Annotated in this window: 10 protein-coding genes; 3 read left to right on the top strand and 7 right to left on the bottom strand. The window is 68.8% G+C overall.

The annotated features are described in order from the left end of the window. The first annotated feature begins 1 nt into the window (after position 1). Positions 2 to 1,789 carry a hypothetical protein gene (locus ACFVR6_RS02390; protein ID WP_386958457.1) on the top strand — a complete coding sequence of 596 codons (1,788 nt, stop codon included), beginning with the start codon at positions 2 to 4 and terminating at the stop codon, positions 1,787 to 1,789. A gap of 26 nt (positions 1,790 to 1,815) precedes the next feature. On the opposite strand, the gene ACFVR6_RS02385 is transcribed toward ACFVR6_RS02390, so the two are convergent. The 3 genes from ACFVR6_RS02385 to ACFVR6_RS02375 are packed head-to-tail and all read right to left on the bottom strand — an operon-like array spanning position 1,816 to position 6,247. Further along, the gene (locus ACFVR6_RS02385; RefSeq protein ID WP_386958455.1) at positions 1,816 to 3,885 is read right to left on the bottom strand and encodes a beta-galactosidase; all 2,070 of its coding nucleotides are present in this window, start codon (positions 3,883 to 3,885) and stop codon (positions 1,816 to 1,818) included. Next, positions 3,885 to 5,393: an apiosidase-like domain-containing protein gene (locus tag ACFVR6_RS02380; protein WP_386958453.1), complete on the bottom strand. Its 1,509-nt coding sequence runs from the start codon at positions 5,391 to 5,393 to the stop codon at positions 3,885 to 3,887. The genes ACFVR6_RS02385 and ACFVR6_RS02380 overlap by 1 nt, the downstream gene beginning before the upstream one ends. Then, entirely contained in the window at positions 5,390 to 6,247 is an 858-nt protein-coding gene (locus ACFVR6_RS02375) for an NAD-dependent epimerase/dehydratase family protein (RefSeq protein WP_386958451.1), read from the bottom strand. Before ACFVR6_RS02375 ends, ACFVR6_RS02380 begins: the two co-directional genes overlap by 4 nt. 85 nt (positions 6,248 to 6,332) lie before the next feature. Between ACFVR6_RS02375 and ACFVR6_RS02370 the strand changes: the two genes are divergently transcribed. Both ACFVR6_RS02370 and ACFVR6_RS02365 read left to right on the top strand, forming a co-directional pair. Next, positions 6,333 to 8,939, top strand: coding sequence for a family 78 glycoside hydrolase catalytic domain (locus ACFVR6_RS02370; RefSeq protein ID WP_386958449.1), 2,607 nt, complete (start codon positions 6,333 to 6,335; stop codon positions 8,937 to 8,939). Positions 8,940 to 9,009: 70 nt separating this feature from the next. Next, positions 9,010 to 9,939, top strand: a complete 930-nt coding sequence (locus ACFVR6_RS02365) for a sugar-binding transcriptional regulator (protein WP_386958447.1) — start codon at positions 9,010 to 9,012, stop codon at positions 9,937 to 9,939. A gap of 36 nt (positions 9,940 to 9,975) precedes the next feature. Here ACFVR6_RS02365 and ACFVR6_RS02360 read toward each other — a convergent pair whose 3' ends face one another. The 4 genes from ACFVR6_RS02360 to ACFVR6_RS02345 form a co-directional block, all read right to left on the bottom strand. Further along, positions 9,976 to 10,623 carry an aspartate/glutamate racemase family protein gene (locus ACFVR6_RS02360; protein ID WP_386958445.1) on the bottom strand — a complete coding sequence of 216 codons (648 nt, stop codon included), beginning with the start codon at positions 10,621 to 10,623 and terminating at the stop codon, positions 9,976 to 9,978. Between the two features lie 2 nt (positions 10,624 to 10,625). After that, positions 10,626 to 11,555, bottom strand: coding sequence for a carbohydrate ABC transporter permease (locus ACFVR6_RS02355; RefSeq protein WP_386958443.1), 930 nt, complete (start codon positions 11,553 to 11,555; stop codon positions 10,626 to 10,628). A 1-nt stretch (position 11,556) separates the two neighbouring features. Beyond that, positions 11,557 to 12,438, bottom strand: a complete 882-nt coding sequence (locus ACFVR6_RS02350) for a carbohydrate ABC transporter permease (RefSeq protein WP_386958441.1) — start codon at positions 12,436 to 12,438, stop codon at positions 11,557 to 11,559. 73 nt (positions 12,439 to 12,511) lie between these two features. Continuing rightward, a complete protein-coding gene (locus tag ACFVR6_RS02345) occupies positions 12,512 to 13,858 on the bottom strand; it encodes an ABC transporter substrate-binding protein (RefSeq protein ID WP_386958439.1) in 1,347 nt (448 codons plus the stop codon). Positions 13,859 to 13,871: the final 13 nt, after the last annotated feature.

Here is a 13,871-nt window from a genome sequence, read left to right as displayed (position 1 = left end):
TGTGAGCACGGCCTGGGACTCGACGCACCGCCTGTCGCGACCCTGGCGCGGCGGGCCGTGGTCGTTCGAGCTCCGCGACGACGAGATCGCCGACATCTCGTATGACGGACGCATCGTGCTGCGCGCCGCGCGGGCCGTCGTGCGGGACCGCAACTGGGACACCGCACCGCTCATCGTCGATCGCGTGCGCGAGACCGATGCCACCGTGACACTGCACGTGCGCTCGGTCGGTCTCGGCTCCTCGTTTCGAGGCGTCATGCGGGTCGAGGCGCGGGGTTCGCGGTTCGTGGTGATCGCGGATCTCGAGTCGGAGCATCCGTTCGACACCAACCGCACCGGTCTCGTGGTGCTGCATCCTCCCGCACTCGCCGGCGCAACGCTGGAGGTCGTACACCCCGAGGGCGACGTGGAGTCGACCGCGTTCCCGCGGGCGATCAGTCCACATCAGCCGGTGCGCGGCATCTCCGCCCTCGCCTGGGAGCATGACGGCCTGAGAGTGCGTATGAGCTTCGAGGGCGACGTGTTCGAGATGGAGGACCAGCGCAACTGGACCGACGCCTCGTTCAAGACCTACAGTCGCCCTCTCGCCCTGCCATTCCCCTACCCCCTCGACGCCGGCGATCAGGTGCGGCAGACCCTCGAGATCGATGTCGAGCCGACGGATGCCACGGCGCCCGCTCCCGCGGCGGAACGCATCGACCTCGTCGCGGGCGGCGCCTTCCCCTCGCTCGCCGTCGCGGCTTCGACGGCCCCCGACCCCGCCCCGCCCTTCGACCCGACCGCATCGGCTGTGCTCGTCGAACTCGACCTCGCCACGCGCAACTGGCGTGCCGCACTGCGCCGGGCAGCGTCATCCGGACTTCCCCTCGACGTGCGCTTCGTGCTCGCCGACGACGACGCGCTGACCACCGGGGTCGCCGCGCTGCGCGGGCACGACGTCGTGCGCGTCACGGCGTTCCCGCCCGAGGGGGCGTCGCGGCATGTCTCAGATGCCTCGGCCATCGCGGCGCTGCGCAGCGCACTCGCGCATGCCGGCGTCTCGACCGAGGTCGTGGGCGGAGCCCGTTCGCACTTCACCGAGCTCAACCGCGAGCATCACCGGCTGCCGCGCGACCTCGACGGGATCGTCTTCAGCGTAACGCCGCTGTTCCACAGCCTCGGCACAGAGCAGCTCGTGGAGTCGTTGGCGATGCAGCGGCTGGTCGCGGAGCAGGGTGTGGTCATCGCGGCTGCGGTCAGTGACGCCGCGCGCGGGGAGACAGATCCGTCGGGAACCGGCGTGCCCGTGCACATCGGGCCGATCGGGCTGCGTCCGCACTTCAACGACGTCGCAACCATTCCCCCACCGCGTCCGGCCGCCGACGATCTCCGCGACGGGTATGGTCCGGCGCTGCTCGAGCTCACCGATCCGCGTCAGGATGCCGAGCAGCTCGCCGCCTGGACGATCGCGAGCGCTGCGGCCCTTGCGGTGCCGGGAGTTGCGACGCTGACGTTCTTCGAGGAATGGGGCCCCCGCGGCATCCGGGACGAGTCCGGCGCCGAACGCCCCGTGGCTGCGGCGATGCGGGCCCTCGCCGAGCTCTCGGGTCGCGCGTCGCTGCACGGCGCCAGCCCGGACGGTCTCGTGTGGGCGATCGGCGCGCGGAGCGACGACGGAGCCGAGCGGGTGCTCGTCTCCAATATGGACTCGGTCGGTCGCACACTGCGCATCACGACCCCGACCGGCCATGCCGGCGTGCACCTCGGGCCCCTGACCTGGCTGCACGTGGATCTCCCCGCCAGGGGTTGACCCGCGCGCTCAGCGACGCACAGCGCTCACGAAGAGATCTCGCCCCACACGGACACGCTCCAGGCCGGTAGCGTGACCGCCTCACCCGCCCGCACCGGTGCGTCCTCGGCCAGAACGTCCACGACGGTGCGCGCCATCACGATCTCGCCCTCCTCGGGCGACCAGTTGTGCACGACCCATACGCGTCCGCGCGGCCCGCGCAGCGAGTGGACCGTGACGCTCGCCGGCCGATGACGCAGCGGCGAATCGACGCGCGGAAGGGAGGCATCCGCCACGATCCGCGCCATCAGCGCGCGGTCGGGCAGCGTCCCCACCGCATACGCGATGCCGTCCCCGAACGCGTGCTTGGTCACCGCCGCCCACGCGCCGTAGTGCGCATGCGCATACCGCGCGAGCACCTCGGCACCCTGGGGCTCGTAGGAGTCGATCCACCCTTGGGCGATCCCGCCGCCCAGACCCTCGATCACGATGTCGGCGCGCAGCGACGCGAACTCGGCGTATGACGCGCCGAGCACCTCGGCGAGCGCGCCGGGCACCACCGCTGAACGCACCCGACCCTCGTCGTCGCCGAAGCCGGTGCGAGGCCCGACGATGAGCGTGCCCCCGATGCGCACGTAGTCCGCGAGAACGGCGAGGGTGCGATCGGATGCCGCCACCAGCCCGGGCACGATGACGGTCGCGTACCGCCCCAGCAGGGCTGCGGCTTCGGGGAGCTGTCGCTCGTTCACGACGGCGAGCTGGCGCCCCGCATCGACCGCCCCGCGTGCGAAGGCCTGCACGATCCGACCGTACGCGTGCGGGTCGGCGCTGCCGTCGGGACGGCACAGCGGCGGCTCTGCGGACATCACCCACTCGCTGTCGTGCGAGATCACGATCGCGACGTCCGCGTCGGCCTCGGCACCGGAGAGCCACGACGACGCAGCGTCGAACTGCGCGCCGAGCGCGGCGATCTCTCGGTACACGCGGCCGGGCTTCAGGTCGTGCCCGAGCACCCCACCCCAGTGCACTTCGTGCCCGGAGTGCAGGGTGTGCCAATGCCAGTACGAGACGAGTCGCGCCCCACGGGCGGCGAGCAGCCAGGCCGCCTGCGTCAGCTGACCGGCATACGGGGGCCGGGCCTCATGCGCGGCGCCGATCGACGTCGCTCCCGTCTCGGTCACCAGGAAGGGCGCATCCCGTGTCGCACGCATGCGATCGGCCATCAGCACGATCTGCGCGACGTCGTCGGCGAACCAGTCGTCGGCGCCGGCGGTGTGGGCGAGGTCGAGCGAATCCTGCGCCGCGTAGTACGCGTTGCCGCTCGCGATGTCGAGCGTCTCCCCCACGGCCACGTCATCCATGGCCGGACGCCCGTAGGCGATGCACGTCGTCAGCAGGGTCTCCGCAGCGACGAGCGGACGCACGATCACGGCCTGCCATGCGAGGAAGTCCGTCGTCTGCTCCGCCTGGAATCGGCGCCATGCGAGCGCGTAGGCCGGCGTCGTGTTGCCGGCGGGCGCCCACAGCTCATCCCACGACGCGATGCGGTGCGACCAGTAGGCCAGCCCCCACGCCTCGTTCAGCGCCTCCGGGGTGCCATACCTCTTCGCGAGCCACTCCCGGAACGCCGCGACGACATCGGCGTTGTGGATGAGGTGCAGTCCTGCCTCGTTGTCGAGCTGCACTCCGACGACTGCGGGATGCCGCCCGTGCCGACCGACGACAGCCCGGATGACGCGCTCGGCGTAGGTGCGGAACACCGATGACGTGTAGTCGACCTCCTGGCGCCCACCCCACGGCACCGGTGAGCCGTCAGCCCTGCGCACCGCGAGTTCCGGATGCGCGTGAGCGAGCCACGGCGGCACAGCGTAGGTCGGGGTGCCGAGGATGACCTCGATGCCGAAAGCGTGCGCAGCATCGAGGATCGGCGTCATCCATTCGAGGTCGAACCGCCCGTCCTCGGGTTCCCACGTCGACCACACCGACTCGCCGACGCGGATGCACCGAATGCCGGCGGCGACCATCAGCCGCAGGTCCTCCTCCAGGCGAGACGGATCGGGCAGGTACTCGTTGTAGTAGGCGACGCCGAGCCCGACGGCTGTGCCGATCCGCGCCATCAGGCCACTCGGGTGATGCGCAGGGCGAGGGCCTCGCCTTCGGGGAGCGCCACGGCACCGGAAGACCGTGCGAAGCCCTCGTTGCGCTGCACGTCGTCGAGCACGAAGCGACGTCCGACAGGCGTGATCGTCATGTTCCACGTGTCGATCACGTCGATCTCGAACGCATCGCCGACCTGGATCCGCTCGCCGACCATGGTCGATTGCGGCAGCCGGAACGCCCATTCGGCCGGCGCCGAACGCCCGAAATACCGCAGGTACTGGCGCCGCGCGACACCGGCCACGTACTCGGGGTCGTCCCATTTGTCGATCGGGTCGAGGCCGGGGATCGCCAGCTCGTCGAGCACCTCGCGGAGGAAACCGAGACGGGCGGGCGACTCACCGCGCAACGGCCCGCCCTGCACGATGTGCAGGCCGTCGTCCGGCAGCACGAAGCTCTCCCCATGCGAGGCGTAGGTGCCCGAAACGGTGGCGATCCAGAACTGGTGGACCAGTTCCTGTGCACTCAGGTGCCCCCAGCGCTCGGGCGTATCGCCCTCGTACTTGATCTCGTCGAGCACGACCGGCTTGCCGTACACGTCGCGGTAGAGTCCCGCACGCCCGAACTCGGTCGTGACGTGGCCGTTCTGGATCGAGGCATGCGTGACCCACGGCTGGTTGTAGTCGTAGAGCTCGATCCAGTTGTGGATGGAGCGCAGGTGTCGGTGCGGGTCGATCTCGGCGAGCAGTTCGCCGGTACGCGTCCAACGCTCGCGCGGACGGTCCAGGATGTCGAACTCGTTGCACAGCGACCACCAGACGCCGGGAAAGGCCGACAGGCGCGCGACGACGTAGCGGAGGTACGCGCCATCCTCTTCTTCGGTCAGCCCGTCCAGGCCGAACCGCCCGCCGTCGTAAGAGTTGTAGAGGAGCACGTCGGCCTGGATGCCACGCTCTCCGAGCAGCGCCACGGCGGCGTCGAGTCGGCGGAAGAACGCGATGACGGGACGAGAGACGTCCCAGCGACCGGCGGCATCCTTCTCGAAGGGGAGGAGCGTCGGGAAGTGCTCGACGTGCCCGCCCGCCTGCGGGAAGACCATGAACCGCAGCTTGGTGAAGCCGGCGTCCGCGATCGCCTCGACGGTCTGCGAGTAGAGGGGCTCGTCTTGATGCAGCCAGTTGTACACCGTGGCGCCGACCGGACGGTGGGGTGTGCCATCGGCGTGCGCGAAGTGGAATCGGTGCGCGACGCGCACGGTGCCGGGTCCCGCAGAGCCCCGTACCTCGAGGGAGCCGGTCAGTCCGTCGAGCTCGGATGCCGCGCTCTCGGTCCGCCACGCCCACGCGCCTTCCTGCTCGGGGAGGAAGCGTGCGACATAGCGACGGCCGCCGTCCCAGAATCCGGGAACGCGCAGGTCCTGCTCGCCGAGGCGGAACACGGTCGTGAACGGCACGGTGGTCGCCGGAATGACCTCCTCGGGCCCTTCGAGCACGAGCTCGAACGGGCGATGGCGGGGATGGGCCGTCATCGTGCGGTCCTCCAGTCGTGGGCGGCGGTGAATCCGAGTTCGCGCTGGATCTTGCGCGTCGACATGAGTGACTCGAACTCGCCGAGGTCATCGGCTACGGGGGTTCCGGGGAACCAGCGCTCGGCGACGTCGCGCGACGGGGCGGCGGTTCCGGATGTCGGAGCCGCGACGTTGTAGACGCGGAAGCCGGGCGCGGTGGCGGCGAGCGCGAGGGCCACGGCCTGCGCGCCATCGCGGGAGTCGATCCACGATCCGATGAGGTCGCGGCGGTAGTCGGGTTCGGCCGCGCGATCGAAGGTGGCGTACTCGTCGGGCGCGACGACGTTGGTGAATCTCAGCGCGGTGATCGAGGCATCCGGCGTCCACCGCACGAGCTGCGCGGCCATGGCCTCCTCGACCACCTTGCCCAGGCCGTACGTGTTGTTGGCGCTCGTGTAGTCGTCGTCCACGGGGAGCTTCGGCGGAGCCTCGTCGAACGGGAACCCCATCGCGGTGATGCTCGATGCGAATACGATGCTGCGGATGCCGACGCGGTGGGCGGCATGCAGCACGTGGAAAGAGACACGCACGTTGTTGTCGAAGGTCGCGGCATCCGGCACGAGTCCGTTCACGGGGATCGCCGCGAGGTGCACGATCGCGTCGAGCCCGCTGTGGCGGGCGGTGACGCCGTGGAAGGCGTCGAGCGTCTGGCCGTAGTCGGCGAGGTCGACGCGGGTGAATCCCGCACCTGGGATGCCGTTCGTGTCGAAGCCGATCACGTCATGACCGTCGGCGCGCAGCCTGTCGACCGTCGCCCTCCCGAGCTTGCCGCCGCTGCCGGTCACGCCGATCGTCATGGACTTGCTGCTCGTCATTGAACCCCTGCTCTCGCGTTCCGCCCCTCCGGACGGTAGATTGCATAATGATTCTATAGTGAAACAAGCTTCAGGGGGAGACTCGATGACGACCGTCACCGCTCCGCGGATCGAGCACCACCGCGAACCGCTCGGCATCGGCGAGCGCGCGCCCCGATTGTCGTGGACCATCCTCGACACCCCCGACGACTGGCGCCAGAGCGCGTACCGGATCGACGTCCGCGCCGATGACGGCCGCGCGCTCTCCCACGAGGTCGAATCCGACGAGCAGGTGCTCGTGGCCTGGCCGTTCGCCTCCCTCGCTTCCCGAGAACGCGTGGGCGTGCGAGTCAGCGTTCGTGGCGAGGACGGCGAATGGTCGGATGCCTCACCCGAAACCGCGCTCGAAGCCGGCCTGCTGTCGACCGACGACTGGCAGGCATGGCCCATCGGCGCGACCTGGAACGAGAACCCCGCCTCGGATGCTCGGCGCGCGGCGCTCGTCCGCCGCGGCGTGCACGTGCGAGCCGGTCTCGCGAGGGCCCGCCTGTACGCGACGGCGCACGGCCTCTACGAAGCTGAGATCAACGGCGTCCGCGTCGGAGACGACGCACTCTCCCCTGGCTGGACCGTCTACGGCTCGCGCCTGCGGTGCTACACCTACGATGTGACCGACCTGCTCGTCACCGGCGAGAATGCGCTCGGCGCGTGGCTCGGCGACGGCTGGTACCGCGGACGCCTCGGCTGGCGCGGGGGCTGGCGCAATGTGTACGGCGACGATCTCTCCTTCCTTGCGCAGCTGGAGCTGACCTACCAGGACGGCACCCGCGAGATCATCGCGACCGACCACGACTGGCGCGTCGCGCCGAGCCCGATCCTGCGCAGCGGCATCTACGACGGCGAGGACTACGACGCGCGCCTCGAGCTCGACGGCTGGAGCAGCCCCGGCTTCGACGACGCCGCGTGGGAGATGGTGCAGCTCCGACACCGCGACCGTGCGACGCTCGTCGCCCCGACGGGTCCGCCGGTGCGCTGCACGCAGGAGCTGCACCCCATCGCGGTCACGACATCGCCGACCGGTCGGACGGTGCTCGACTTCGGGCAGAACTTCGCGGGCCGCTTGCGCATCCGCGTCACCGGCGAGGCCGGCACGACGGTGACCATCCGCACCGCGGAGGTGCTTCAAAATGGCGACGTCTACACGCGCCCGCTGCGCGACGCGCGATCGGAGGACAACTACACGCTCTCCGGCCGCGCGGGCGGCGAGGAGTGGGAGCCCCGGTTCACATTCCACGGCTTCCGCTACGCCGAGGTGTCGGGCTGGCCGACGGATGTCGCAGCAGCGGTCGCGGCGGGGGACATCGTCGGACGGGTGTACCACACCGACCTCGAGCGCACCGGGTGGTTCTCCTCGTCCGACCCGATGCTCGATCGTCTCCACGAGAACGTCGTGTGGTCCACGCGCGGCAACTTCGTCGACATCCCCACGGACTGCCCCCAGCGCGACGAAAGGCTCGGCTGGACGGGCGACATCCAGGTGTTCGGACCGACCGCGTCGTTCCTGTTCGACGTCTCGGGAATGCTGTCCGGCTGGCTCGAAGACCTCGCCATCGAACAGCTCCCCGACGGTACCGTCCCCTGGTACGTGCCCGTGATCCCCGCCGACAAGATGTGGACGCCTATGCGCCCAGGCGCCGCGTGGGGGGACGCCGCGACTCTTCTGCCGTGGACGCTCTTCGAGGCCTACGGCGATCTCGGCCTCGTTCGTGCGCAGTTCGACAGTGCTCGCAAGTGGGTCGACCTTCTCGAGCGTCTGTCCGGCCCGAGCCGGCTGTGGAACACCTGCTTCCAGCTCGGCGACTGGCTCGATCCTGCTGCTCCCCCGCAAGACCCGGCGGATGCCCGTACCGACCGCCACCTCGTCGCATCGGCGTACTTCGCGCAGTCGGCACGCACCGTCGCACTGATGGCCGAGCGTCTCGGGCTTCCGGCCGAGGCCGCGCACTACGCCACCCTCGCCGCCGAGGTGCGCAACGCCTTCACCGCGGAGTACATCGGTGCCGACGGCATCATGACCAGCGACGCGCAGACCGCGTATGCGCTGGCGCTGTCGTTCGACCTCATCCCGGATGCCGCGCGCCGCCGGGTCGCCGCAGACCGGCTCGCCATCCTCGTCGCCGAAGCGGGCAACCGCATCGCGACCGGCTTCGTCGGCACGCCGCTCATCGCGGGCGCGCTGAGCGACAACGGGCACGTGGACACCGCGTACAACCTGCTGCTCGAGCGCGAGTGCCCGTCGTGGCTCTACCAGATCGGCATGGGGGCCACCACGATCTGGGAGCGCTGGGACTCGATGCTGCCCGACGGCACCGTCAATCCGGGCACGATGACCTCCTTCAACCACTACGCGCTGGGCGCGGTGGCCGACTGGCTGCACCGCACCGTTGCGGGCATCGCGCCGGAGGAGGCCGGCTACCGTCGCATCCGATTCGCGCCGCGTCCGTCTGCGGCGCTCACCTCGGCATCGGCCCGACACCTCACCCCGTACGGTGAGGCATCCATCTCGTGGACGACGACGGCGGATGAGCTGCGCGTGGAGATCGTGATCCCGACCGGTTCGAGTGGCATCCTTGACCTCCAGGGAAAGGCCACGGAAGACCTCGGCCCAGGCACGCACTCCCGCACAGTCCGTCGAGAATCCGTCCCCTCCTGACGCCGAACGATCGGAGCCCCGCTTGTCCCCGAATCGCTACATCCGACCCCACGACGGTCAGGTGCGCCTGATGACCAAGATCGCGCGCATGTACCACGAGCGCGGTGCGCGACAATCGGAGATCGCAGAGGCGCTGAGCATTTCGCAGGCCAAGGTCTCACGACTGCTCAAGCGCGCCGAGGCGACGGGGATCGTCCGCACCACCGTCACCGTCGCTCCGGGGGTGTACACCGAGCTCGAAGAACAGCTCGAGGAACGCTACGGCCTCACCGAGGTGGTCGTCGTGGATGTCGATCCCGAGGCCGACGACGCCGAGACACTCGCCTCCATCGGTGCTGGCGCCGCCGCCTATCTCGAGGCGACGCTGTCGGGCGGCGACCGCATAGGAGTGTCGTCCTGGAGCCAGACGATCCTCGCTATGGTGGACCGCCTCCGCCCCTTCACGACACGGGGTGCGATCGAGGTCGTGCAGCTTCTCGGCGGCGTCGGCGCGCCCGAAGCGCAGAGCCACTCGAACCGGCTGCTGGACGAGCTCGCCCGCATGCTCGGCGCCGAAGCCGTCTATGTCCCCGCGCCCGGGGTCGTCGCAGGACCCGCCATCCGCGACAGTCTGCTGGCGGATGCCGCGATGCAGCAAGTGCAGACGCATTGGAGCGAGCTGACGATGGCCGTCATGGGCATCGGCAGCATCGAGCCGTCCCACGTGCTCGCCAACAGCGGCAACGCATTCACGGAGGAGGAGCGTCAGCCTCTGCTGGCGGCCGGGGCCGTCGGCGACATCTGCCACCGCATCTTCCGCGCCGACGGCACGCAGGTGCGCGGCGAGATCGACGACCGCATCATCGCGATCCCCGTCGACGTGCTGCTGCGCATCCCGCGGCGCGTCGGCATCGCGGGCGGTCCGCACAAGCTCGAAGCGATCCGCGGAGCCCTCGCGGGCCAGTGGATGACGACGCTCATCACCGATCTGCGCACGGCAGAGGCCCTCGCCGACGCGTGACGCCTTGGGGCTCTGCGCTCGCGCAGTCGAGCGACGTCAGTGCGAGAGCTGAGCGGCCAGCCGCTCCACGCCGAGCCGGGGGCTTGCGAGCACCGGCACGTCGACGGACACGGCATCCGCCGCGGTCGCCATCGACGCCTGCGCGAGCACGACGACATCGGCCTCGGCTGCGCCGCGCACGATCGCGGCGCCGACCAGCCGGTCGTGCGCCTCACGGTCACCACCCACGATGGCCTCGAATGCGCCCTCGACGACTTCGCTCGTCAGCTCCGGGCCGGTGCCTGCAGCCGCGGCCCGCTCCTCGATCAGCGCGAGCGTCGGCCGGCAGGTCGTGGGCAGGGTCGCGATGACCCGGATCCGAGATCCCGCGCGCACCGCGGCATCCGCCATCGCCTCGTCGACCCGCAGCACGACGATCCCGGCCGCGGCGCCCGCAGGCGCCGCGAGCTCGGAGATCGACGAGCACGTGAACATCACGGCATCCGCCCCACCGGCCGCCGCGGCGCGCACGAGGTCTTCGACGCGACCGGGGACGGATGCCACCCGCGCGGCATCGCTGAGATCCGCGACGATCTTGTCGTCGAGGTAGTTCACCACCGCGACGCCGGGGAGCAGTTCCGTCGCGAGCGCCCCGAACGGTGCGATGTTGACCGCGCCGGTGTGCAGGAACGCGATGCGCGTCATGGTCACCCCTTCACCGAGCCGGCGGCGAGGCCGGCCATGATCTTCTTGTTCAAGAACACAAACACGATCATCAGCACGACGATGTTGATGCTGATGGCCGCGAAAAGCGGCCCGTACTGGGTCGAGCCGTACTCGTCCGACAGGCTGAGCAAGCCCACCTGGATCGTAGCCAATTCGGGTCTGGTCGTGAACGTCAGCGCGATCAGCAGATCGTTGAAGACGCTGAAGAACTGCACGAGACCGATCGTGATCATCGCGTTCTTCATGAGCGGCAGCGCGATAACGAAGAACGAGCGCAGCGGACTGGCACCGTCCATCGTCGCGGCTTCGAAGATCTCCCTCGGCATCGACCGGAAGTACGCGGCCATGAGGAAGGTCGTCAGCGGCAGGCCCATCGCGGTGTACGTGAGGATCAGCGGCCAGAGCGTGTTGGTGAGCCCGAGGCGGAAGTACACCGTGAACAGGGGCACCAGGATCATCTGGCCGGGCACCATGACGCCGGCGAGGATGAAGAGCAGCACCTTGTGGCGGCCCTTCCAGATCATCACCTCGAGAACGTAGCCGGCGGCGACGCCAAGCAGGATGATCAGGAACACCGAGGGGAAGGTGACCAGGATGCTGTTGCGGTAGTTGGTCGCCACGTTGCCGCGCGTGAGCGCGGCAACGTAATTGTCGAACTTCCATGATTCGGGCAGCGCCCACGTCGAGTTCTCGAAGAACTCGGTCTGCGTCTTGAACGATCCGAGGATCATCCACAGCATCGGGTACAGCACGACGACCAGCACGATCGTCACGAGGATCCAGATCGGCAGACGGCGGACGATGCGCATGACGCGGCGTCCGAGCGGCTGCGGGCGCCCCGAGGGGAGCTTACGGAGGGGCGCCTTGCGCGACGAGGGCCGCGCCTGGGTCAGGGTCTGGGTGGCGGTCATCTCAGTCCTCCACACGCTTGCTTGATGACTTGAATACGGTCAGGGTGAATACGAGGCACAGCAGCGTCAGCACGAGAGCGATCGTGGAGCCGTAGCCGTACTCGGCGTACTCGAAGGCGGTCCGGTACATGTACAGGGTCAGTGGGGAGGTCGACGTCCCGGGTCCACCCTTGTTGAGGGCCAGCAGGCTGTCGAACACCTTGAGCGTCGAGTTGAGGCTGAAGATGATCGACGAGAGCAGGATCGGCGCCGACAGGGGAACGATGATGTGACGCACGAGGCGCAGACCCCCGGCGCCGTCGATCCGCGCGGACTCGATGATCTCGTCGGGGATGTCGAGGAGGCCGGTGTACAGCAGCACGGCGTAGAAGCCCATCGAGCTCCACAGCGTCATGACGATCGCCGTCGACATCGTGCCCGCCGTCGAGGCCATAAACTCGACGCTCTCGCCTCCGAAGAAGTTGATGATGTCGTTGACGGGGCCCTGGTTGTCGCCGACCGCGACGAAGCTGCGGAACAGCAGCGCCACCGCAACGGTGGGAAGCACCATCGGGAAGAAGACTGCGGTGCGCACGAACGCCGAGCCCTTGCGGAGCACGAAGACGTACAGGAGTGCGAGAAGGTAACCCAGGGCGACTTGGGCGAGGGTCGCGATGATCGCGAAGCTCACGCTCACCCACAGGGACTGCAGCGCCGCCTTGTCGGTGAGGAAAGTCGTGAAGTTCTCCACTCCGACGAACTCGAAGCCCCGGAGCGTATTGCCCTGGAAGAATGCGAGCCCCAGCGACCACAGCACCGGCACGACCTTGAGCAGGACGTAGATCGCCAGTGGCGGCAGCAGGAGGATGAGGATCGTCTTGCGGTCCCCGAAGACACGGTTCATCGGCGGAGCCCTCCCGGTTCCATGATGAGGGAGGCCCGACCGTCCGAGCGCGGATGGTCGGGCCTCAGGTCGATCAGCGGTTGGCGTCGACGCTGGCCTGGAGGTCGGTCATGTACTGCTCGGCCGTCATCTGACCCGTGGTGAGCAGCGTGACGTTCGTCGAGGCGAGCGAGTTCGACTTGGCGTCCAGCAGAGCCTCGAACCAGAGCACGGTGTCGGAGATCTCAGCCATCTTCTCCTGCACCATGGTGGTGGTCTCGGGGATGTCGGTGACCTCGCCGTTCACCTTGAAGCCCGACAGCACGCCGGCGTCCTGCAGCGCCTGCTGGCCGTAGTTCTCCGCGATGCACGAGAACCAGGCAGCGACCTTCGGGCCGGTGGTCTGCGGGTTCGCAGCCATCGCGGTACCGGCGTTCGCGGGCCACTCGTCGCTGCTGCCCTTGCCACCCTTAACGGACGGGAACGGCATGAAGCCGACGTTCTCGGCGCCGATCTGGTTCTGCGCCTCATCGTTGATGTTGCTGAGCATCCAGGTGCCGTCGTACTTCATGGCGGCCTTGCCCGTCAGGAACGCCGCGGTGGCGGCGTCTGCCTCGAGGGAGTTGAAGCCCTCGCCGAAGAAGCCATTCTCGGCCATCGTCTGCAGCGCCTCGGCACCGGCGACGTACGCCTCGTCGGTGAGCTTGGCCTTGTCGTCACGGATGTCGATCATCGCGTTCGGACCCGCGTTGCGGAAGATGTACAGACCCATGAGGCGCGTCAGGGGCCAGCCCTGCGATCCGGCCTGCGCGAACGGCGTGTAGCCGGCCGCCTTGATCGCCTCGCTGGCATCCATCAGCTCGTCGAACGTCTGGGGCTCTTCGAGGTCGAGCTCGGCGAAGATCTCCTTGTTGTACCAGATGCCTTCGAGGTTGTACTGGTACGGGAGCGAGACCATCTGGCCGTAGACGTTGTTGACGGTGGATGACGCGGCGGGAAGCACGTTGTCCCACGCGCCGGTCTCGGTCAGGATCTCTTCGTAGTCGACGACGAGCCCTGCGACGCCGAGGTCACCGGTCGGACGCACCATGGCGGTTCCGGCGATGAAGTGGGCGGGCAGTGCGTCCTGGCTGGCGAGGAGAGTGACCTTCTGCACGACGTCGGCCTGTGCCGTCTTCTCGTGAACGAGCGGAAGTGCCTCGTTCTCGGCCTTGCACTGGTCTTCACTCAGCGCGGTGAGCTGCGCCTCGAGGGTCGCGTTCTCGTTGGCGGTGAGGACCGTGAAGGTATCGGGGTCGGTGCCGGGGAAGTTGCCCTCGGCCGCGGCCGGGTCACTCGAGGCGGGGGTGGCGGCCCCAGAGGAACAAGCCACCAGAGGGATGATCGTGGCGAGTGCGAGACCGGTCACGATCATGCTGCGCCGCGTGCTGCGGGTATTCATAGCGTCCTCCTTG

The organism is Microbacterium sp. NPDC058021 (assembly GCF_042885955.1).
Lineage (GTDB): Bacteria > Actinomycetota > Actinomycetes > Actinomycetales > Microbacteriaceae > Microbacterium.
Note: the sequence above shows the minus strand (reverse complement) of the source record. Positions and strands in the feature narration are given on the sequence as shown.